The following is a 21,098-nucleotide window of genomic DNA, read 5'->3' on the forward strand; positions in this document are numbered from 1 at the left end:
GGGCGGCGGGGGCGAAGAAAAGGTGGAGACAAACGGCAGCCCGCCGACGGGGGAAGATCGGCGGGCTGCCTCGGTGCCACAGTGGCTAGTGGACGGAGTGCTCCTCCAGCGGGAACGTTCCGCCGACGACATCCTCGGCGAACGCCTTCGCCGCACTCCCCATGACCTGCCGAAGATCCGCGTACTGCTTCACGAACCGCGGCATCTTCCCGCCCGTGAGCCCGAGCATGTCGGTCCCCACAAGAACCTGCGCGTCCGTCTCGGCCCCCGCCCCGATCCCGACCGTCGGAATGTGCAGCACCCGCGTGACCTCCGCGGCCAGCTCCGCCGGCACCAGCTCCAGCACGACCGCGAACGCGCCCGCGTCCTGCACGGCCTTGGCATCGCGCAGCAACTGCTGCGCGGCCTCCTCGCCGCGCCCCTGGACGCGGTATCCCATGGAGTTCACCGACTGGGGGGTGAGGCCGATGTGCGCCATCACCGGGATGCCGGACTGCACGAGCAGCTCGATCTGCCCGTGCGAACGCTCGCCGCCCTCCAGCTTCACCGCCCCGACCCCGGCCTCCTTGACCAGCCGGGTGGCCGACCGCAGGGCCTGCACAGGACCCTCCTGGTACGACCCGAACGGCAGGTCGCCCACGATGAGGGCGCGCGAGGTGCCCCGTACGACGGCGGCCGACAGCATGGTCATCTCGTCGAGCGTGACGGGCACGGTCGTCTCGTAGCCCAGGTGAACATTGCCCGCCGAGTCGCCGACGAGCATGACCGGGATGCCGGCCTCGTCGAAGACGGAGGCGGTCATCGCGTCGTACGCGGTGAGCATCGGCCACTTCTCGCCGCGCTCCTTGGCCACCGTGATGTCGCGGACGGTGATACGCCGTGTGCCCTTGCCTCCGTACAGCGCCCTGTCGCTGCTGTCGGTGGTCTTCTGGGCAGCCGAAAGCTGCGTCATTGCAACGGCTCCTTCTGTCATCTCGAAGCGCCCGTACGGCGTCCCCGGATCACCTCCATGGTGGCACCTCGTGCCACCGAACGGCTAGAGGGGGCCGCTCAGGTCACTTCGGACCTGGCCCAGGCGTACGTAAGATCTCGGTAAAAGGTTTCGATACGAGACGGTCTCGTATCGGATTTCGCCTAGCCTCGTAAGCATGACAACTCCTGCCGACACGGCCCCCCGGATACCGGAAGCCGTGCACCGACGACGCTGGGCGATCCTCGGTGTCCTGATGCTGAGCCTGCTGATCGTCGTCCTCGACAACTCGATCCTGAACGTCGCGATCAAGACCATCTCGACGCCCGCCCCGACCGGCCTGGGAGCCACCCAGAGCGAGCTGGAATGGGCCATCAACGCCTACACCCTCGTCTTCGCGGGCCTGCTCTTCACCGCGGGCCTCCTCGGCGACCGGCTCGGGCGCAAGAAGGTCCTGCTCGGCGGCCTCCTCGTCTTCGGCATCGGCTCGGCGCTCGCCGCGTCCTCCGGCTCCCCGGTCGAACTCATCTCCTACCGCGCGGTGATGGGCTTCGGCGCCGCCTTCGTGATGCCGGCCACCCTCGCCGTCCTCATGAACGTCTTCGAGCGCGACGAGCAGCCGAAGGCGATCGGCCTCTGGGCGGGCGGGGTCGGTCTCGCCATCGCCATCGGCCCGATCACCGGAGGAGTGCTCCTCGACCACTTCTGGTGGGGGTCCGTCTTCCTGGTCAACGTGCCCATCGTGATCGTGGCACTCGGCCTGATGATCTGGCTCGTCCCCGACTCCCGCGACCCGAAGCCCGGCCGGATCGACCCGGTGGGCGTGGTGCTGTCCGTCGTCGGGCTCGTCCTGCTGGTGTACGGCATCATCAAGGGCGGCCAGCTCGCCGACTTCACGGACCCCGCGGTCCTCGCGACCATCGGCGCCGGACTCGCCGTGCTCGTCGGCTTCGTCGTGCACGAGAAGCGCAGCGACCACCCGTCCATCGACATCGGCTACTTCAGGAACAAGGTCTTCTCCGCGGCGATCTCCGCCCTGGGGCTCGTGTTCTTCGCGCTGATGGGCGTGACCTTCTTCTCCGTCTTCTACACCCAGAGCGTCCGTGGCTACTCGCCCCTGCAGACCGGCCTGCTGATGCTGCCGCTGGCCGTCGCACAGCTCGTCTTCGCGCCGCGCGCCCGGCTGGTGGTGAACCGCTTCGGCAACAAGGCCACCACGACCGGCGGCATGCTGCTCATCGCCGCCATGCTGGCCTCGTTCGCCCTGCTGGAGGCGGACACGCCGATCTGGATCCTGGAGGTCATCTTCTTCCTCATGGGCACCGGGATGGCGCACATCATGACGCCGACCAGCGTCGTGATCATGCAGGCCCTGCCCCGCGAGAAGGCGGGTTCCGCCTCCGCGCTGAGCAACACCTTCCGCCAGGTCGGCGGCGCCCTGGGCATCGCCGTACTGGGCTCGGTCCTCTCGGCCGCCTACCGCTCGGGCATCGAGGACAAGCTGCCCGTGGCCGCCCGGGACACCGCGGGTGAGTCCATCGAGGCGACCCTCGGCTTCGCCGCGAAGCTCGGCCCGAAGGGTGAGGCCCTCGTCGGCCCGGCCAACGACGCCTTCCTGCACGCGATGCACGTCACGGCCCTGTGCGGCGCCGGTGTCGCCGTCGTGGGCGCGCTGGTCGTGTACCTGTTCCTGCCGGGCCGCGCCCCGACCCGGGCCGACAAGGAGGAGCCCGACCTGGTGGCCGCCGACCACTGAGCGGCTCCGGCGGCGCCCCGACGGGGCGCGGGGAACCGCACGCCCGGCCACCACGCACCCGCCCTCACGTCACAACCCGTCGTCGGCCAGGGACAATCGATCCGAACGGCGACCGACGGCGCAGCGTCAGGACGGCAACACCCGAGAGAGCGGAGCGAAGACGTGGGCGGCGTGGAACAGGGGCCGGGCGGCGCCGGACGCGGCGGCGGGGCCGCCAGAGGCCGCCCGCGCAGCGAGGCGGTGGAACGCTCGATCATCGAGGGCGTCATGAGACTGCTGGAGGAGGGTATTCCGCTCGCGGAGATCTCCATAGAGCGGGTCGCGCGCATCGCCGGTGTGGGCAAGGCCACCATCTACCGGCGCTGGAGCGGCCGTGAGGAGCTCTTCTGCGACGTGATGCGCACCGCGGAGCCGCCCGACCCGGAGCTGCCCGGCACCTCCATGCGCGACGACCTGATCGTCGTGCTGGAGTCGCACCGGCGGCGCGGTCTGGCCAACCGCTCGTCGGCGATCATGCACAACGTGTACGCGCAGATGAAGAGCAGCCCCAAACTGTGGAGGGTGTACCACACGGCCGTCGTCGAACCGCGCCGCCTGAAGGCGCTCGACGTGCTGCGGCGCGGCCAGGAGAACGGTGAGATCCGCGCCGACGTCGATGTCGACCTGGCCAATGACCTCTTCGTGGCCCCCATGCTCGTCCGCGCGATCTTCCGCCCGGACGCGGACCTGGAGGAGGGGCTACCCGAACGAATTGTCGATACCGTCCTGGCGGGGCTGGGACCGACCGCCCCCGAGCGGCGCCGCGACCCCGAGTGAACCCTGATGAACCCCGGTGAATACGCGTGTTTCGTCACAGACCGCCCTCACCCGGCCCGGCGCCGGAACCCGCCACGCTTCTCCGGTCGTCCTCGTGCCCGTACGGCCGTCATGTGACGGCGGGAACGATCGCGATCATCCTCTAGGGTCTTAGGCGCGGGGACGATGTGAACGGCAGTTGGTGAGGCGACGGTATGGCGCAGGCGTACATGACGGAGACGGGCAGCGACGGCCAGGGGCCCGACCGCAGAGAATCCCGGCTTCGGAGCCTGCTCACCTCGCTCCGTACCGACCGGGGGGTCTGGCGCCGGGGGATCGTCCTCGCCGTGTTCGCCCTCCTGCTCGCCCTGGTGATGGCGATGCACGCGCGCATCCCGAACAAAATCGGCAACCTTGGCAGCCTCCTGGAGACGTTCCTGCCCTGGCTGGGGCTCGCCGTTCCGGTGCTGCTCGTCCTCGCGCTGGTCCGCAAGTCCGCAACCGCGCTGCTCGCCGTGCTGGTGCCCGCCATCGTCTGGGCCAACCTCTTCGGCGGACTGCTCATCGACAGGACGGGCTCCGGCGGTGACCTCACCGTCGCCACGCACAACGTCAACGCGGACAACCCGGACCCGTCCGGCACCGCCCGCGCCGTGGCCGCCTCGGGCGCGGACGTGGTGGCCCTGGAGGAGCTGACGACCTCGGCGGTCCCGGTCTACGAGAAGGCCCTCGCGTCGACGTACAAATACCACTCCGTGCAGGGCACGGTCGGCCTGTGGAGCAAGTACCCGCTGAGCGGGGCCGCTCCCGTCGACATCAGGCTCGGCTGGACCCGCGCGATGCGGGCGACCGTCACCGCTCCCGAGGGGCGGCTCGCGGTGTACGTGGCCCACCTCCCCTCCGTACGGGTGAAGATGAAGGCCGGGTTCACCGCGCGCGAGCGCGACAGGAGCGCCGACGCGCTCGGCGCGGCCATCTCCCACGAGAAGCTCCCGGACGTCGCTCTCCTGGGAGACCTGAACGGCACGATGAACGACCGCGCGCTGACCGCCGTCACCTCACAGATGCGCTCCACCCAGGGCGCGGCGGGCGGCGGCTTCGGGTTCAGCTGGCCGGCGGCGTTCCCGATGGCCCGGATCGACCAGATCCTGGTCAAGGGCGTCGAGCCGGTCACCTCGTGGACCCTGCCGGACACGGGCAGTGACCATCTTCCGATCGCCGCCCGCGTGAAGCTTTCGGCAACCGCCTCGTAACCTCGGGGAATACTGGGCCTGGGAGGCTTTGTTCCGTAGATGAACTTAATCTGTACGGAACACCGCTCACCCCTTTGAAAGGCCCTTTTCATGCCCCTGGCCCTGCTCGCCCTCGCCGTGGGCGCCTTCGGCATCGGCACCACCGAGTTCGTGATGATGGGGCTGCTGCCCGACGTCGCGGACGACCTGGGCATCTCGATCCCCAGCGCGGGCCACCTCGTCTCGGCGTACGCGATCGGTGTCGTCGTCGGCGCCCCGCTGCTCGCCGCGGTGACCGCGCGCATGTCCCGCCGCAAGGTCCTGATCGGACTGATGGTGCTGTTCGTCGCGGGCAACTCGCTCTCGGCGTTCGCCCCCGACAACACCTCGCTGCTCGCCGCCCGGTTCCTGAGCGGCCTGCCCCACGGCGCCTTCTTCGGCGTGGGCGCCGTCGTCGCCACCGGCATGGTCTCCGCCGAGCGCAAGGCCCGCGCGGTCTCGCTGATGTTCCTCGGCCTGACCGTCGCGAACATCGTCGGCGTCCCCGCCGCGACCCTCATGGGCCAGCACCTCGGCTGGCGCGCCACCTTCCTCGGGGTCAGCGTGATCGGCCTGGTGGCCATCGGATCCCTGGCGCTGCTCCTGCCCCGCGACACCACGCACGGCTCCGCCGCCGGACTGCGCGGCGAACTCGCGGCGCTCAAGTCGCTCCCGGTCTGGCTGGCCCTCGGTACGACGGTCGCGGGCTTCGGCGCGCTCTTCTCGGCGTACAGCTACATCACGCCGATGCTGACGGACTCCGCCGGGTACGCCGACTCCAGCGTGACCCTGCTGCTCGCGCTGTTCGGCGTGGGCGCGACGGCGGGCAACCTGCTCGGCGGGCGCCTGGCCGACCGCTCCATGCGCGGCACCCTGTTCAGCGGGCTGGTCTCGCTGGTGGCGGTCCTCGCGCTCTTCCCGGTCATGATGGGTACGGCGTGGAGCGCGGCCCTCGCCGTGGTGCTGCTCGGCGCGGCGGCGTTCGTCACCAGCTCCCCGCTGCTGCTGATGGTCATGGAGAAGGCGTCCTCGGCCCCGTCCCTGGCCTCCTCCGCCAACCAGGCCGCCTTCAACCTCGCGAACGCGGGCGGCGCTTGGATCGGCGGCCTGGCCATCGCGGCAGGCTTCGGCACGACGTCCCCGGCCCTCGCGGGCGCGGCCCTGGCGGTCCTCGGCCTGGCGGTGGCGGCGGTGGCCTACAGGGTGGACCGCAGCAGGGGCAAGAGCCGCTCAGGCCGGGTGGTGGCCACCCACACACCCCAGCACCAGGAAACCCCGGCCCACCACTGATCCGTCGGCTCTCGTGAGGGCTCCGGCCGCGCCGGCAAGCCCCGGTCAACGGGAGCGCCCCTTTTGGGGGCGCGGGGAACTGCGCGCCAAGCCCCCACGGCCCTGCACCAGAAAACCCCGGCCCAGCAGGCACGCTTGTAGGGGCGCGGGGAACTGCGCGCCAAACCCCCACGGCCCCGCACCAGAAATCAATGCGCAGGCAGGAAAAAGCAGGGGGCGCCCGGTAAAAACACCGGGCGCCCCCTCCCACGTAACCGCAGCCGTCACACGCCCTCACGCCAGTGACTCGTGATGGGCAACCGCCGATCCTTGCCAAACCCCTTCGCCGAGATCTTCGTACCCGGCGGATACTGCCGCCGCTTGTACTCCGCCGTATCGACCATCCGCAGCGTCTTCGTCACCACCTCACGGTCGAACCCCGCCGCCACGATCGCGTCCGCCCCCGCGTCCCGGTCGACGTACAGCTCCAGAATCGCGTCCAGGACGGGATAGTCCGGCAACGAGTCCGTGTCGACCTGGCCGGGCCGCAACTCGGCGCTCGGCGGCTTGGAGATGGAGTTCTCCGGAATCGGCGGAGTCTGCCCCCGCTCGGCCGCCGCCCGGTTGCGCCACTCGGCGAGCCGGAAGATCGAGGTCTTGTAGACGTCCTTGATCGGCCCGTACGCGCCCACCGAGTCGCCGTACAGCGTCGAATACCCCACCGCCAGCTCGGACTTGTTGCCCGGCGCGAGCACGATGTGCCCCTCCTGGTTGGAGAGGGCCATCAGCATGGTGCCGCGCAGCCGCGACTGGAGGTTCTCCTCGGCCAGACCGGTGAGCCCCAGCGACCCCATGTACGCGTCGAACATCGGCTCGATCGATACGGTCCGGAAGTTGAGCCCGGTCCGTCGCGCCAGCTCGGCCGCGTCGCCCCTGGAGTGGTCCGAGGAGTACTTGGACGGCATCGACACGCAGTACACGTTCTGGGCGCCGAGCGCGTCGCACGCGATCGCGGCGACGAGGGCGGAGTCGATACCGCCCGAGAGCCCGATCAGCACGGAGCGGAAACCGTTCTTCGCCACGTACGCCCGCAGCCCCACCACGAGCGCGGAGTACACCTCCTCGTCGTCGTCGAGCCGCTCGGCGTACCCGCCGGAGAGCTCCGGCTCGTACGCGGGCAGCGGCTCCTCGGAGAGGACGAGGTGGTCGATGCGCAGGCCGTCGTCCACGACCCCGGACGGGGCCTCGGCGGCAGCGGCGGGCAGGTCCAGGTCGAGGACGACGCAGCCCTCGGAGAACTGGGGCGCCCGCGCGACGACTTCACCGTCCCGGTCGACGACGATCGAGTCACCGTCGAAGACGAGCTCGTCCTGGCCGCCGATCATGGCCAGATAGGCGGTCGTGCAGCCGGCCTCCTGCGCGCGCTTGCGCACGAGGTCGAGCCGGCTGTCGTCCTTGTCGCGCTCGTACGGCGAGGCGTTGATCGAGATCAGCAGACCGGCCCCGGCGGAACGGGTCGCCGGGACCCGGCCGCCCTCCTGCCAGAGGTCCTCGCAGATGGCGAGCGCGACGTCGATGCCGTGCACCCGTACGACCGGCAGGGTGTCACCGGGCACGAAGTAGCGGAACTCGTCGAAGACGCCGTAGTTCGGCAGGTGGTGCTTGGCGAAGGTGAGGGCCACCTCGCCGCGGTACAGCACCGCCGCCGCGTTGCGCGGGGCACCGGGCGGCTGGCCGTACTTGGGCTGGGCCTTCTCGGAACGGTCGAGGTAGCCGACGACGACCGGCAGCTCCCCGAACCCCTCGTCGGCGAGCCGGGCGGCGAGCGCGCGCAGGGCCGCGCGGGACGCCTCCACGAAGGACGACCGCAGGGCCAGGTCCTCTACGGGATACCCGGTCAGCACCATCTCCGGGAACGCCACGAGATGCGCTCCCTGCTCGGCGGAGTGCCGGGTCCAACGGACGACAGCGTCGGCGTTCCCGGCGAGATCGCCGACGGTCGAGTCGATCTGATTCAGAGCGAGACGTAGTTGAGGCACGCGCTCCAGTGTAATCGTCAGAGCGACACAATGGGGTGGGCGGGGCCGTCCCTGCAGCCCGCCCCGCCCGAGGCGCCCTTTTCAGGGGCGCGGGGAACTGCGCGACAAGCCCCCACAGACGCGCACGTCGCCCCCGCCGGCGCGCACGTCGCCCGCCGCCCACCAGACACGCCCGCCGCCCGTCGACGAGGACGGGAGACGGGCGCGGCGGGCCTGTGCTGAAGGCTCAGCGGCGGTAGGAGGTCACGTATCCGGGCGCGGGTGAACCCACCCCCGTGACGGCGTCGTACCCCCGGACGGCCTTCAGGGAGCTGTCCTTGCCGAGGCTGCGGACCGAGGTCAGCAGGCCCTCCGACGCGTCGGTCGCGTTGGCGAAGTCCACGCGCGCCACCGCGAGGTCACGGCCCGTCGGACGGTCCGTGACGTCGTGGTAGAGCTTCGTGCCGTAGCGGTCGTAGATCGCCGGGTTGGCGAACCCGATCGGGTGGCCGCCGCGCGCCTGCTGGGCGAGCGCCTGGACGCCCGCGACGACCGGCGAGGCGAGCGAGGTGCCGCCGATGCGGTACTCGTCGTAACTCTGCGTCCCGTCCGGGAAGGTCTGCGTCTGTCCGACCAGGAACCCGGTGTTGGGGTCGGCGATCGCGGCGATGTCCGGAACCGTGCGCATGGCCTGCCTGCTGCCGCTCGCGGTGTTCGCCCTCGCGAGCGAGGACGGCACCACACCCCGCTGGTAGAACGGCTGCTTCACCGTCGCGCTGGTACCGCCGCCCGCGCCCGAGGTGTACGCGCCCGGGAAGTCCGTCCAGCTCTTCCCGTCGTCGGACAGCCCGGCCTTCAGCGTGCCCCAGCCCGTCTCCCACTGGTACGTGTCGCCCTTGCCGACGGCGAGCGAGGTACCGCCGACCGCCGTCACCCACGCCGAGTTGGCCGGGGTGTCGACCTGCTTCGTACCGGTGTTGGCGACCTCGTCGCCGTTGTCGCCGGACGAGAAGTAGAAGCCGATGCCCTCGACCGCGCCCAGCTGGAAGACCTGGTCGTAGGCGGCGGCGAGGTCCGGCGTCTGGTTGGCCTCGATGTCGCCCCACGAGTTGGAGACGATGTCGGCGAGGCGCCCGTCGACGATCTTGCCGAGGGAGTCGAGCAGATCGTCGTCGTAGCAGGACGCGGCGCCCACGTAGACGATGTCCGAGGCGGGTGCGACCGCGTGCACGGCCTCGACGTCGAGGGTCTCCTCGCCGTACCAGCCCGCCGCCCCGCACTCCTCGGTCCGCGTGTACTGGCCGGGCAGCACCTGCCGCAACTGCCCGCCGCGGTACGCCGCGTCACCGTGCCTGCCCGCGTACGTGGCGGCGTCGGCCGCGATCGTCGGCGAGGCGTACGCGTCCGTGATCGCCACGGTCACGCCCTTGCCGGTCGCCTTTCCCGCCCCGTACGCGGCCCGCAGCTGCTTGCCGGTGTACCCCTTCACGGCGTACGGGACCTTCGTGCCGTACGCGCTCGGCAGCGTCGTCGCGGTCTTCGAGCCGTAGTACGACGAGAACGGCCCGGCGTTGCGGAACACGGCGTCCGGTGGCGGCAGCGTGTCGGCGTGGTCCGCCTTGTGCGGGGCGTTGTCCAGGCCGGTCACGGTGAGGACGGCGCCGTTCAGCGCGGCGGGAGTGGAGGCGGCCTTCGAAGGCGCCCGGTAGGTCTTCTCGCCCTTGGCGTAGTTGTGCAACTGCGTGCTGAACGCCTTCTCGGCGTCCGCCACTTCACCGGTCACCGACACGTAGTGCGTGTTGGTGCCGGTGACGGTCAGCCCGGCCGACTCCAGCCAGGCGGTCACCTCCGCGACCTGGGCCCTGGTCGCGCCGAAGCGGGCCTGTGCCTGCCGCGCGCCGAGGTACTTCCCGTACGAGGGCGACGACGGGTCGGAGACGGCCTCGGCGTAGGCGCTCAGGCCCGCCGCGTCCCGCCCCGCGAGATACACGCGGGCCGAGACCCGGGAGCCGTTCGCCGTGGCCCCCTTGTCCGCCCCGGCCGTCGCCCACAGGGGCTTGGTGCCCTGGAGCGTGTCACGGCCGGCCGGGCCGTCGGAGGCGTGGGCCGCGGGTATGCCGAGGGCCAGCGCGCCGGCGAGCAGAGGCAGTGTCGCCGCCATGCTCACACCGGCGCGCATCGCGGCACGGTTGGATCTCATGGAACCCCCAAAGGATCACTGGATGGGGGTCACTCTTGCGATGAACTGTCCATGCCAGGGGAATGGCCGGGACATGGCTGGCCCAAAAAGTACCCAAGGAACCGTATACGCAAGGGATTTGGGGCGCGATGGCCGAGATGGAACGATTCGCGCACCTCAAGAGGCCTGGGGCCGGAGCGGCGGCCCGGCGCAGGGTCTGCGCCGGGCCCATGCAGGATGGGCGCCGGGGTCAGTGCAGCGGCTTCGCGCCGCGCTTCTCCAGCAGGTCCGACATCAGCTTCATCTCCGACTCCTGGGCCTGCACCATGCCCTGCGCGAGCCGCTGCTCCACGCCGACCTGGCAGCGCTCCACACACTCCTCAGCCATGTGCACGCCGCCCACGTGATGGGCGTACATGAGCTGCAGGAAGCGGATCTCGGCCGCCTTGCCGCTCATCTTGCGCAGCGCGTCCAGCTCGGTGTTGGTCGCCATGCCCGGCATGAGCGCGCCGTCCTCGCCGGTCGCCATGCCGGCCATGCCCATCCACTCCATGGGCGGGTCGGCGGACACCTTGGGCAGCTCCCACAGGTCCAGCCAGCCGAGCATCATGCCGCGCTGGTTGGCCTGCGTCTGCGCGATGTCGTACGCGAGGCGGCGCACCTCCTCGTCGTCGGTGAGGTCGCGCACGATGTACGACATCTCGACGGCCTGCTGGTGGTGCACGGACATGTCACGGGCGAAGCCGGCGTCCGCCGAGTCCGCCGCCGGCGGCTTCATCCCGGAGTCGCCGCCGTCGGCGACCGCGTACGTGATCGCCCCGGCCGCCACGAGCACGGCCGCGGCGGTCCCGGCGATCCACCCGGCGGACTTGGTCTTCCTCACGGCCTGGCCTTCCTCACTGCTTCGTCTTCCTCACTTGGACAGGCCGTTGGTGCAGGCGGCGCCCGGCTCGGGCGTCTGCTTGCCCTGGACGTACGTCTCGAAGAACGTGGCCACGTCCGGGTCGCTCGCACCGGTCACGGTCCGCTGGTGGCCCCACGCGGAGAGCATGACCGGGTCCTTCTGGTCCTCGACGGGGCTCATCAGTGAGTACGGCGTCTTCTTGACCTTCTCGGAGAGCGCCTTCACATCGGCGTCCGACGCCTTGCTGTTGTACGTCACCCAGACCGCGCCGTGCTCCAGCGAGTGCACCGCGTTCTCGTTCTTGATCGCCTTGTCGTAGACGTCGCCGTTGCAGTTCATCCAGACCTGGTTGTGGTCACCGCCGACCGGGGGCTCCATCGGGTACTTCACGCTCTTGGTGACGTGGTTCTGCGTGAGCTTCGTGCTCCACTTCTTCACGCCGTCCTTGCCCGTGACGAACTTCCCCGACGCCGCCTTCGAATCGCTCGCCGCGCTGTCGTCGTCCGACTGCGAGCTGATCAGGAACGCGCCACCGGCGACGAGACCGGCGACGACGATCACGCTCGCGGTGATCGTGAGGACCCGGTTGCGGCGCTCACGAGCCTGCTCGGCGCGCCGCATCTCCTCTATCCGCGCCTTGCGTGACGCGTTTTCTGTCTTCTTGGCGGAACCCATGGGGTGGTCCTTCTGGGGGAAAGGGGCAGCGGAGTGGTCAGCTGATCGTAGTGGGGGAGGAGCGGATGCGGACGGGGAGCCCACAGGAATGGCGAAATGGGTGTGATCCCGGACCATGGGATGGGTGAACCGACGATAAGTTGAACCTGGGATGCGCATTATCTACGCTGCTGGTATGCGGCTGTTGCGATCGACCGACCTGGCACTGCGCGTCCTGATGCGACTCGCGGTCGCCGACGGGACGACGCCCACGACCCGCGACGTCGCGGCCGGCATGGAGGTGCCGTACACGCACGCCGCGAAGGTGGTCGCCGAGCTTCAGCACCTGAGGCTCCTCGACGCCCGCCGCGGCCGGGGCGGCGGGCTCGCCCTCACCGAGAAGGGGCGTACGGCCTCGGTCGGCGCGGTCGTGCGGGCCTTCGAGGGCGAGGGCGACGTCGTCGACTGCGAGGGTTCCGCGCCGTGCCCGCTGAACTCCGGATGCCGGCTGCGGGCCGCCCTGCGCCGGGCCCAGGAAGCGTTCTACGCCTCCCTGGACCCGCTGACCGTCAGGGACATCGTCGCCGATCCCACCGGGCCGCTGCTGCTGGGCATCACCAGGCGGTGAGGGGCTTCGCCGGGCGTGGTGCTTCGGCTGCCGGCCGGTGGGGGCTGAGCGCGCAGTTCCCCGCGCCCCTTACGGGTGGGCCAGCCAGAGGTCGGGGCCGAACACCTCGTAGTGGATGTCGGCGGGCGCGACGCCCTTCTCGATCAGCCGGCCGCGCACCGCGCGCATGAAGGGCAGCGGACCGCACAGGTACGCGCGCGTGCCCGACGCGATCTCCACCGAGGAGAGGTCGACCAGGCCCGTGCGGTCGGCCGGATGGCCCGGCTCCGGCCGCTCGTACCAGAAGTGTGCCCGGGCGTCCGTGAGCTTCGCCACGTAGGCCTCGTGCTCGTCGCGCAGGGCGTGCTCGGCGGGGGAGCGGTCCGCGTGCACCACGGTCACCGGGGCACGGTGGCCGGTGACCACGAGCTGCTCCAGCATGGCGATCATCGGTGTCACGCCGATGCCGGCGGAGGCGAGGAGCACCGGCGTCCGGGTGTCGGCGTCGAGCACGAGATCGCCGTACGGGGCGGACAGTTCGAGCGTGCTGCCGACCTCCACGCGCGCGTGGAGGTGGTTCGAGACCTCCCCGTCGGGTGCCGCGCCGCCGTGTACGCGCTTCACACCGATCCGGCGTACGGACGAGCCGGGCGTGCCGATGAGGCTGTACTGGCGTGACTGGCGGGCCCCGTCCGGCAGTTCGACGCGTACGGAGACGTACTGGCCGGGCCCGAAGCGGGGCGCGGGGGCGCTGTCGGCCGGACGGATGAGGAAGGTGGCCACGTCTGCGGTCTCCTCGACGCGCTCGACGACCTCCCAGGCGCGCCACCCGCCGAGCCCTTCGCCGAGCCTTTCGCCCAGCCCATCGCCCAGCCCATCGCCCAGGCCCTCACTCGGGCCGCCACCCGGCTCGCCGGCCCTGCTCGCCGCGTACAGCCGCTTCTCGACGGCGATGAGCGCGTTCGCCATCAGCCAGTACACCTCGGTCCAGGCGGCGGCCACCTCCGCGGTGACCGCCTCGCCGAGCACGTCGACGACGGCGGCGAAGAGGTGCTCGTGCACGACCGGGTACTGCTCCGGGGTGATGCCCAGGGAGGCGTGCTTGTGGGCGATGCGGTTCAGCATCGTGTCGGGCCGCTCGTCCGGCCGCTCGACCAGCTGTGCGGCGAAGGCGGCGAAGGCGCCCGCCAGGGCCTGGCGCTGGGTGCCGGAGGCCTGGTTGCCCCGGTTGAAGAGATCGCGCAGCAGCTCCGGGTGGGCCGTGAAGAGCCGGGCGTAGAAGCGGTCGCTGATCTCTCCCAGGGCCCCGCCGACGGCGGGAAGGGTGGCGCGGACGGTGGCGGCGGACTGCTCGGACAGCATCGGGGCTCCTCAGCTCGACTGATCGGACCGTTCTAAAACTTGCATCTTAGATGCAAGTTTTAGCGGGCGAGAGGCGGGGGGCACGTCCGGGAAGAAGCCGGAGAGATGGGATCGGAGAGACGGGAGCGGTCGGCCATTACATGCGCGGCGCTCAGCAGGCAAGATGGGCGACAGGGCAGTACACCTGCCGGTCGTGAGGCGTTCAGCCGCAGGTCGGCGGGACGATCAAGGTCCGCAACGCGCGTGAAATGCTGTTGTGGTGTGATGCTCAGGTGCCCGACCGCCTCCCACGGGACGGGAGCAGGCGGCCTGACCAGCAAGGATTGGGTGGAAACGGAAGATGGACAAGCAGCAGGAGTTCGTGCTCCGTACGTTGGAGGAGCGCGACATCCGTTTCGTACGCCTGTGGTTCACGGACGTGCTGGGCTTCCTCAAGTCCGTGGCCGTGGCCCCGGCGGAGCTGGAGCAGGCCTTCGACGAGGGCATCGGCTTCGACGGGTCGGCCATCGAGGGCTTCGCCCGGGTCTACGAGTCCGACATGATCGCCAAGCCGGACCCGTCGACCTTCCAGGTCCTGCCGTGGCGTGCCGAGGCCCCCGGTACCGCCAGGATGTTCTGCGACATCCTGATGCCGGACGGCTCACCGTCCTTCGCGGACCCGCGGTACGTGCTGAAGCGGGCGCTGGCCAAGGCGTCCGACCAGGGCTTCACGTTCTACACGCACCCGGAGATCGAGTTCTTCCTGCTGAAGGACAAGCCGGTCGACGGCTCGCGGCCGACCCCGGCGGACAACTCCGGCTACTTCGACCACACCCCGCACAACGTGGGCATGGACTTCCGCCGCCAGGCGATCACGATGCTGGAGTCGATGGGCATCTCGGTCGAGTTCTCGCACCACGAGGGCGCGCCGGGCCAGCAGGAGATCGACCTGCGGTACGCGGACGCGCTCTCCACGGCGGACAACATCATGACGTTCCGGCTGGTCATGAAGCAGGTGGCGCTGGAGCAGGGTGTCCAGGCGACGTTCATGCCGAAGCCGTTCAGCGAGCACCCGGGTTCGGGCATGCACACGCACCTCTCCCTCTTCGAGGGCGACCGCAACGCGTTCTACGAGTCGGGCTCCGAGTACCAGCTCTCCAAGGTCGGCCGCTCCTTCATCGCGGGCCTGCTGAAGCACTCGGCGGAGATCGCCGCGATCACCAACCAGTGGGTGAACTCGTACAAGCGCATCTGGGGCGGCTCCGAGCGCACCGCGGGCGCCGGCGGCGAGGCACCCTCGTACATCTGCTGGGGCCACAACAACCGCTCGGCCCTGGTCCGCGTGCCGATGTACAAGCCCGGCAAGACGGGCTCGGCGCGGGTGGAGGTCCGCTCCCTCGACTCGGGCGCGAACCCTTACCTGTCGTACGCGGTGCTGCTGGCCGCCGGCCTCAAGGGCATCGAGGAGGGCTACGAGCTGCCGCCCGGCGCCGACGACGACGTCTGGGCCCTCTCGGACGCCGAGCGCCGCGCGATGGGCATCGAGCCCCTGCCGCAGAACCTGGGCGAGTCCCTCACCCTCATGGAACGCAGCGAGCTGGTCGCCGAGACGCTCGGCGAGCACGTCTTCGACTTCTTCCTGCGCAACAAGCGCCAGGAGTGGGAGGAGTACCGCTCCGAGGTGACGGCGTTCGAGCTGCGGAAGAACCTGCCGGTGCTGTAGGGGCAGGTCAGCGACGTTTTTCGGCGTGCAGCGCGCGGGGCCCGCGGTCGATGGCGGGGCCCCGCGGCTGTCCTCTCCGCCCGAAGCGAGAACGAGCCACCGTGCGCATCATCCCTGCCCGACCGAGCGACGTGCCCCAGCTGCTGGCCTTCCGGTCGGAGGCCGCTGCCTGGCTCTCTCGCCTGGGCACCGACCAGTGGCAGCTCCCCTACCCGGCAGCCAGGTTGCTGGAGACCGTCGAGGACGGCACTGTCTTCATGGTGCTGGACGGTCCGGTGACGGCGGCGACCGTCACCGTGACCGCTGACGGGCAGGCGGGCCTGTGGACGGAGCAAGAACTCTCCGAGCCGTCCATGTTCATCAGCAAGCTCTCCGTCGCCCGAACGCACGGCGGGCAGAACATCGGTGGCCGGCTGCTCGACTGGGCCGGGGACCGGGCCCGTCGAGCCGGGGCCGAGTGGCTCCGGCTCGACGCGTGGACGACAAACAAGGATCTGCAGGCGTACTACCTCCGCCAGGGCTTCGAGTACGTCCGTACGGTCCTGGACGGGGGAGCGATCAACGGAGGCCCGCGGGTGTCGGGTTGGCTGGCGCAGCGGTCAACGGGCCGGACCGAACACGGCTTCGTGGACGAGACCCCGGAGCCGGCACGTCTTGACGGTGCCTAAGGGTGTCTAAGGGGACCTACCGCACCGGCTGTCCCTGCGGAGGCGGATTTCCCGCGTCGCTGCCAGGGACGATGGTCCGACGCGGCGTCATCTTGCCGGCCAGCCATTCCAGATTTTCCCACACGCGGGGCTCACTGTGCCGGCGCCGCTGTTCCTCGACCCAGGGCCGGTAGTTGTTCCAGACGGAGATGATGAGGCCGCCCCATGCCTCGTTGATGACATTTCGGTCGAAGGCGTCCGTCTGTGCACCGACGGCAAGGAAGTTGAACGTGGTGAGGTAGGACGCGACCAGCTTCGTGGCTCGGTCGTCGCCGGACAGCGAGAGGCCGACCAGGGCCGCAATGGCTCGATGATCCCGCTCATGAGGTATGCCCTCGTCGAACAGGACCTTCCGCCGGTCCATGTTGGCCGTGAGGTACTCCATGGTTGCCTGCTTGCGACGTCTGTCGTGGTCCTGGCTTGTGCCGCGCGACAGCATGAGGAGCTGCCACGCCACCGCGCCGAAGGCAACGACGCCGATGAGCAGGGAGCCGAACGAAGCAATCAGGGACCACCGCTCATACGACGTCACGGCCGGATACGTTACAGAAGGCGCGCTGCTGTCGGTAGCTGTCTCCGACACCAAGGCACCTCACCTTCGGTCGGCAGGCCTACGGGTTCGAGGCGGTTGGTGTGCGAGGGCGACGGAACCGGGTAACGTCTTTTCCATGTTCTTCCAGACGCCGATTTACGAGTGAGAGCGTGATGGGCCCCCGCTGACGTCCTTCGACGTCGCCGCCCGTCCCCCACCGATGAATCCGTAGATCACTTCAATCCTTACCGGGAGAACCCGTGACCGTGAGCAAGAACATCAACAACCCCGTGGGCATGGGCGGCGGCAAGCGCAAGAGGCAGTCCCGCGCCGAACGGCAGAACAACGGTCCGTACCGCAACCTCGACCGCCAGGGTGCGGCCGAGCAGAAGGCGGAGCTGGTACGCAAGATGCGCGAGAAGACAGGCGCAGCTGACGGCGCCGCCGGGCAGGCGGGCGACGACACCGCCAAGAGCTGACGCACTGCCGCCGCAGGTCGGCACCGCACGGGGCAGGGCCCGGACCGCGACGACGCGCGGTGCGGGCCCTGCCGCGGTATCGGGGCTCTGCCGCCGTACCGGGCGCGGCCGGTCCCGCTCAGCTGCCGCGCTGCCTGATATGCGGCGCAGATGAAGGGCGACCCCGTCACTGAGACTGCTCCGCCAGCTCCGTCAGCAGCTTGTGCAGGGGCTTCGCTGCCCGCTCGCGGTACTCCTGGATCGACCAGCCGTTGCCGTCCGGGTCCGTGAAGTGCATGAACGTGCCGCCGTCCTGGGGTCCGTACTGGACGGGCTCGCTGATCTCCAGGCCTCGCGCGGTCAGCTCCTCGTAGGCCGCCTTGGCGTCCGCGACGACCAGTTGCAGGCCGTGGTACGTGCCCGGTTGTGAGGTTCCCGTCGGGCTGGGCACCCCCTTGGCGAGCGCGATCGAACAGCCGGAGCCGGGGGGCGTCAGCTGGACCACGCGCGCGCCCGGCATCACCTCCGCGTCGAGGTCGACATGGAAGCCCACCTTGTCCTGGTAGAAGGCTTTCGCCCGGTCGATGTCGGTGACCGGCAGTATGATCACTTCAAGGGCCATGTCCATGGACGACTCCTGTGTCTCTCGCTTGTCAGGTGAACCGCCAGCGCGTCTGGCTGACCGGCTCCCCCTTACCGAAGCCGAAAACGGTCCCCGGCGCCACCGCGAAAACGGCGGCCTTCCCCGGGCCGTGGTGGAAGTAGCCGTTTTGCACCTCGAAGTGCCAGTGGATGCCGTACTTGCGCTCCCACGTGTCCGCCGGCCCGCGCAGCCTGTCGTCGTCGAGGACCCGGGCCGCCTCGCCCTCGCAACCTTCCGTCCGCGTCCAGGCGCCTGTGCGGGCTCTGCGGTTAGGCTCAAGGCCGTACGACCTTGATCGCGGCCGTACGAACGTGATCGCGTGGGAGGACGGAGGCCGGGATGACGGTGCCGGGGCGCAGGAGCAGTACCTTCTCTCGGCTGCTGCGGCACGGGTTCACCGATCCGTCGGCCGCCGAGCGGCTGCTGGACAGCCCGGAGCTCGCGGCGGTGACGAACGACCCGGTGCTGCTCGACGCGCTCGGAGCCACCGCCGACCCGGATCTGGCGCTGCTCGGGCTCGTACGGATCGTCGAGGCGCAGAAGGACGACGCGGGGCGGCGTGAGCTGCTCGACACGCTGATCGCGGCCAAGCCGTTGCGCGACCGGCTGCTCGGGGTGCTCGGCGCGTCCGCCGCGCTCGGCGACCACCTCGCGCGGCATCCGCTCGACTGGCAGGCCCTCGTGACGTACGAGCCGCAGGACCTGCACCCGGGTGTGGCCGAGTTCGAGCGCGGGCTCTCCGAGGCGTCCGACCCCGTCTCGCTGCGGGTCGCCTACCGGCGGTGCCTGCTGTCCATCGCCGCGCGCGACGTGTGCGGGACGACCGACGTCGCACAGGCCGCCGCGGAACTCGCCGACCTCGCGACCGCCACCCTGCGCGCCGCGCTCGCCATCGCCCGGGCCGCCGCCCCCGAGGACGCCGGGATCTGCCGGCTCGCGGTGATCGCGATGGGCAAGTGCGGTGGCCATGAGCTGAACTACGTGTCCGACGTCGATGTCATCTTCGTCGGTGAGGCCGCCGACGGAATCGACGGCGCCGACGAGGACAAGTCGCTGCGGGCCGCCACCCGGCTCGCGGCCCATCTGATGCGGATCTGCTCCGAGACCACCGTCGAGGGGTCCATCTGGCCCGTCGACGCCAACCTGCGGCCCGAGGGACGCAACGGGCCGCTCGTGCGGACGCTCAGCAGCCATCTCGCCTACTACCAGCGCTGGGCCAAGACCTGGGAGTTCCAGGCCCTGTTGAAGGCCCGTCCCGTCGCGGGGGACACCGAGCTGGGGGAGCAGTACGTCGCCACGCTCGCGCCGCTCGTCTGGGAGGTCGCCGAGCGGGAGAACTTCGTCGCCGACGTGCAGAGGATGCGGCGGCGCGTCGTCGAGAACATTCCGCCCGCCGAGATCGAGCGGGAGCTGAAGCTCGGCCCCGGAGGACTGCGGGACGTCGAATTCGCCGTACAGATGCTGCAGTTGGTGCACGGGCGGGTCGACACGTCGTTGCGCAGCGGAACCACCCTTGACGCCCTGAAGGCGCTGGCCGCCGGCGGGTACGTGGGACGCGTCGACGCCGTGCAGTTCGACGACGCCTACCGGTTCCTGCGGTCCATGGAACACCGCATACAGCTCTTCCGGCTGCGGCGCACGCACCTCGTGCCCGAGGACGACGCCGATCTGCGGCGCATCGGACGGTCGCTCGGGCTGCGGACGGACCCCGTCACCGAGCTGAACCGCGAGTGGAAGCGCCATGCCGGTGTCGTACGGCGCCTGCACGAGAAGCTCTTCTACCGGCCGCTGCTCGACGCCGTCGCCCAACTCGCGCCCGGCGAAGGCCGGTTGAGCCCGGGTGCGGCGAGGGAGCGGCTGGTCGCCCTGGGGTACGCGGACCCGGCCGCCGCGTTGCGGCACCTGGAGGCACTGGCCTCCGGGGTCTCGCGCAAGGCCGCCATCCAACGGACCCTGCTGCCCGTCCTGCTGGGCTGGTTCGCCGATTCCGCAGACCCCGACGCGGGGCTGCTCAACTTCCGCAAGGTCTCGGACGCGCTGGGCAGGACACCCTGGTACCTGCGGCTGCTGCGGGACGAGGGGGCCGCCGCCGAGAACCTCGCCCGGGTCCTTTCCGCCGGCCGGCTCGCCCCCGACCTGCTGATGCGGGCGCCCGAGGCCGTGGCGCTGCTCGGCAACGGGGACAGCGGCGGGCTCGTCCCCCGTACCCGCGCCCACCTGGAGCAGGAGATCCTCTCCGCGGTGGGCCGGGCCGGCAAGGGCGAGGCCGCGGTCACCGCCGCGCGTGGCGTACGGCGCCGGGAGCTGTTCCGTACGGCCGCCATCGACATCGTCAGCTCGTACGGCACCGAGGAGACCCCCGCCAACGCCGACCAGGGCGCGCTGGTGGACCTGGTCGGCGGCGCCATCTCCGACCTGACGGCGGCCACGCTCGCCGGCACGCTGCGGGCCGTCGTCCGCGACGGCTGGGGCGAGACCCTGCCCACCCGCTTCGCGGTCATCGGCATGGGGCGGTTCGGCGGCCATGAAATGGGTTACGGGTCCGACGCGGACGTGCTGTTCGTGCACGAGCCCCGGGAGGGCGTGGGCGAGGAGGAGGCCGCGCGGGCCGCGGGCAGAGTGGTCTCCGAGATGCGCAGGCTGCTGCTGATCTCCAGCGCCGACCCGCCGCTGCTGATCGACGCCGGTCTGCGGCCCGAGGGCAAGTCGGGGCCGCTCGTACGGACGCTGAACTCCTACGGGGCCTACTACCGCCGCTGGTCCCTCGGGTGGGAGTCGCAGGCACTGCTGCGGGCCGAAGCCGTCGCCGGGGACGCGGAACTGGGGCAGCGGTTCCTCGAACTCGCCGATCCGCTGCGGTATCCGGCGGGCGGGCTCGGGGAGGACGGCGCCCGGGAGATCCGGCGGCTGAAGGCCCGCATGGAGACCGAGCGGATGCCCCGCGGGGCCGATCCGACGCTGCACACCAAGCTGGGGCGCGGCGGTCTGTCCGACGTGGAGTGGACCGTGCAGCTGCTCCAGCTGCGGCACGGGGCTGCGCAGCCGGGGCTGCGGACCACTCGTACCCGGGAGGCGCTCGCCGCCGCGTGTGCGGCCGAGCTGATCTCCCGGGAGGATGCCGCGACGCTGGACGAGGCGTGGGTGCTGGCGACTCGGGTGCGGAACGCGGTGATGCTGGTGCGGGGGCGGGCGGGGGACACGTTTCCGTCCGACGGGCGGGAGCTGGCTGCGGTGGGGCGGTATCTGGGGTATGGGCCGGGGCATGTGGGGG

17 protein-coding genes and 1 pseudogene are annotated in these 21,098 nt (G+C 70.5%); 9 read left to right on the plus strand and 9 right to left on the minus strand.

Annotated features, from left to right (window positions below; all coding sequences use genetic code 11):
• Positions 1 to 85: 85 nt before the first annotated feature.
• Positions 86 to 952, minus strand: a complete 867-nt coding sequence (gene panB, locus AOK01_RS27245; protein ID WP_055516252.1) for a 3-methyl-2-oxobutanoate hydroxymethyltransferase — start codon at positions 950 to 952, stop codon at positions 86 to 88.
• A 196-nt stretch (positions 953 to 1,148) separates the two neighbouring features.
• Between panB and AOK01_RS27250 the strand changes: the two genes are divergently transcribed.
• The 4 genes from AOK01_RS27250 (at position 1,149) to AOK01_RS27265 (ending at position 6,082) form a co-directional block, all read left to right on the plus strand.
• Positions 1,149 to 2,726, plus strand: coding sequence for an MFS transporter (locus tag AOK01_RS27250; protein WP_055516254.1), 1,578 nt, complete (start codon positions 1,149 to 1,151; stop codon positions 2,724 to 2,726).
• 162 nt (positions 2,727 to 2,888) lie between these two features.
• Positions 2,889 to 3,542, plus strand: coding sequence for a TetR/AcrR family transcriptional regulator (locus tag AOK01_RS27255; RefSeq protein ID WP_245702435.1), 654 nt, complete (start codon positions 2,889 to 2,891; stop codon positions 3,540 to 3,542).
• Between the two features lie 194 nt (positions 3,543 to 3,736).
• Positions 3,737 to 4,774 (plus strand): endonuclease/exonuclease/phosphatase family protein, encoded by a 1,038-nt coding sequence (locus tag AOK01_RS27260; RefSeq protein ID WP_055516256.1) that lies wholly within the window; start codon positions 3,737 to 3,739, stop codon positions 4,772 to 4,774.
• Positions 4,775 to 4,864: 90 nt separating this feature from the next.
• Positions 4,865 to 6,082 (plus strand): MFS transporter, encoded by a 1,218-nt coding sequence (locus AOK01_RS27265; RefSeq protein WP_055516258.1) that lies wholly within the window; start codon positions 4,865 to 4,867, stop codon positions 6,080 to 6,082.
• A 263-nt stretch (positions 6,083 to 6,345) separates the two neighbouring features.
• Here the strand turns inward: AOK01_RS27265 and AOK01_RS27270 are convergent, their stop codons facing one another.
• The 4 genes from AOK01_RS27270 to AOK01_RS27285 form a co-directional block, all read right to left on the minus strand.
• The gene (locus tag AOK01_RS27270) at positions 6,346 to 8,100 is read right to left on the minus strand and encodes an NAD+ synthase (RefSeq protein ID WP_055516261.1); all 1,755 of its coding nucleotides are present in this window, start codon (positions 8,098 to 8,100) and stop codon (positions 6,346 to 6,348) included.
• 226 nt (positions 8,101 to 8,326) lie between these two features.
• The gene (locus tag AOK01_RS27275; RefSeq protein ID WP_055516263.1) at positions 8,327 to 10,279 is read right to left on the minus strand and encodes a S53 family peptidase; all 1,953 of its coding nucleotides are present in this window, start codon (positions 10,277 to 10,279) and stop codon (positions 8,327 to 8,329) included.
• Between the two features lie 229 nt (positions 10,280 to 10,508).
• On the minus strand, positions 10,509 to 11,141 hold the full coding sequence (locus AOK01_RS27280; RefSeq protein ID WP_055516265.1) for a DUF305 domain-containing protein: 633 nt from the start codon (positions 11,139 to 11,141) through the stop codon (positions 10,509 to 10,511).
• Between the two features lie 30 nt (positions 11,142 to 11,171).
• Complete coding sequence (locus AOK01_RS27285; RefSeq protein ID WP_055516267.1) at positions 11,172 to 11,837, minus strand: thioredoxin-like domain-containing protein; 666 nt, start codon at positions 11,835 to 11,837, stop codon at positions 11,172 to 11,174.
• Positions 11,838 to 12,012: 175 nt separating this feature from the next.
• Between AOK01_RS27285 and AOK01_RS27290 the strand changes: the two genes are divergently transcribed.
• Positions 12,013 to 12,444, plus strand: a complete 432-nt coding sequence (locus AOK01_RS27290) for an RrF2 family transcriptional regulator (protein ID WP_055516269.1) — start codon at positions 12,013 to 12,015, stop codon at positions 12,442 to 12,444.
• A 69-nt stretch (positions 12,445 to 12,513) separates the two neighbouring features.
• Here the strand turns inward: AOK01_RS27290 and AOK01_RS27295 are convergent, their stop codons facing one another.
• Positions 12,514 to 13,785 carry a globin domain-containing protein gene (locus tag AOK01_RS27295; protein ID WP_055516271.1) on the minus strand — a complete coding sequence of 424 codons (1,272 nt, stop codon included), beginning with the start codon at positions 13,783 to 13,785 and terminating at the stop codon, positions 12,514 to 12,516.
• Between the two features lie 340 nt (positions 13,786 to 14,125).
• On the opposite strand from AOK01_RS27295, the gene glnA reads away from it, so the two are divergent.
• On the plus strand, positions 14,126 to 15,487 hold the full coding sequence (gene glnA, locus AOK01_RS27300; protein ID WP_055516273.1) for a type I glutamate--ammonia ligase: 1,362 nt from the start codon (positions 14,126 to 14,128) through the stop codon (positions 15,485 to 15,487).
• 101 nt (positions 15,488 to 15,588) lie between these two features.
• Positions 15,589 to 16,155, plus strand: a complete 567-nt coding sequence (locus tag AOK01_RS27305; RefSeq protein ID WP_055516275.1) for a GNAT family N-acetyltransferase — start codon at positions 15,589 to 15,591, stop codon at positions 16,153 to 16,155.
• A 16-nt stretch (positions 16,156 to 16,171) separates the two neighbouring features.
• Here AOK01_RS27305 and AOK01_RS27310 read toward each other — a convergent pair whose 3' ends face one another.
• Positions 16,172 to 16,726 (minus strand): DUF4760 domain-containing protein, encoded by a 555-nt coding sequence (locus AOK01_RS27310; protein WP_055516277.1) that lies wholly within the window; start codon positions 16,724 to 16,726, stop codon positions 16,172 to 16,174.
• 260 nt (positions 16,727 to 16,986) lie between these two features.
• Here AOK01_RS27310 and AOK01_RS27315 point away from each other — a divergent pair, with 260 nt between their 5' ends.
• The gene (locus AOK01_RS27315) at positions 16,987 to 17,205 is read left to right on the plus strand and encodes a DUF6243 family protein (protein ID WP_055516278.1); all 219 of its coding nucleotides are present in this window, start codon (positions 16,987 to 16,989) and stop codon (positions 17,203 to 17,205) included.
• Positions 17,206 to 17,371: 166 nt separating this feature from the next.
• Here AOK01_RS27315 and AOK01_RS27320 read toward each other — a convergent pair whose 3' ends face one another.
• Both AOK01_RS27320 and AOK01_RS45415 read right to left on the minus strand, forming a co-directional pair.
• Entirely contained in the window at positions 17,372 to 17,812 is a 441-nt protein-coding gene (locus AOK01_RS27320) for a VOC family protein (protein WP_055516280.1), read from the minus strand.
• Positions 17,813 to 17,837: 25 nt separating this feature from the next.
• Positions 17,838 to 18,056: pseudogene (locus AOK01_RS45415) on the minus strand (pyridoxamine 5'-phosphate oxidase family protein); the annotation flags it as partial.
• A gap of 110 nt (positions 18,057 to 18,166) precedes the next feature.
• Here AOK01_RS45415 and AOK01_RS27325 point away from each other — a divergent pair.
• A partial coding sequence (locus AOK01_RS27325; RefSeq protein WP_055516282.1) for a bifunctional [glutamine synthetase] adenylyltransferase/[glutamine synthetase]-adenylyl-L-tyrosine phosphorylase occupies positions 18,167 to 21,098 on the plus strand: 2,932 nt, incomplete at its 3' end.

Source organism: Streptomyces aurantiacus (assembly GCF_001418335.1).
Taxonomy (GTDB): Bacteria; Actinomycetota; Actinomycetes; order Streptomycetales; family Streptomycetaceae; genus Streptomyces; species Streptomyces aurantiacus.

Coding starts and splice junctions, on each gene's coding strand:
- panB (WP_055516252.1), bottom strand. CDS start 952: ATGACGCAGCTTTCGGCTGCCCAGAAGACCACCGACAGCAGCGACAGG.
- AOK01_RS27250 (WP_055516254.1), top strand. CDS start 1,149: ATGACAACTCCTGCCGACACGGCCCCCCGGATACCGGAAGCCGTGCAC.
- AOK01_RS27260 (WP_055516256.1), top strand. CDS start 3,737: ATGGCGCAGGCGTACATGACGGAGACGGGCAGCGACGGCCAGGGGCCC.
- AOK01_RS27265 (WP_055516258.1), top strand. CDS start 4,865: ATGCCCCTGGCCCTGCTCGCCCTCGCCGTGGGCGCCTTCGGCATCGGC.
- AOK01_RS27275 (WP_055516263.1), bottom strand. CDS start 10,279: ATGAGATCCAACCGTGCCGCGATGCGCGCCGGTGTGAGCATGGCGGCG.
- AOK01_RS27285 (WP_055516267.1), bottom strand. CDS start 11,837: ATGGGTTCCGCCAAGAAGACAGAAAACGCGTCACGCAAGGCGCGGATA.
- AOK01_RS27290 (WP_055516269.1), top strand. CDS start 12,013: ATGCGGCTGTTGCGATCGACCGACCTGGCACTGCGCGTCCTGATGCGA.
- AOK01_RS27295 (WP_055516271.1), bottom strand. CDS start 13,785: ATGCTGTCCGAGCAGTCCGCCGCCACCGTCCGCGCCACCCTTCCCGCC.
- glnA (WP_055516273.1), top strand. CDS start 14,126: ATGGACAAGCAGCAGGAGTTCGTGCTCCGTACGTTGGAGGAGCGCGAC.
- AOK01_RS27320 (WP_055516280.1), bottom strand. CDS start 17,812: ATGGACATGGCCCTTGAAGTGATCATACTGCCGGTCACCGACATCGAC.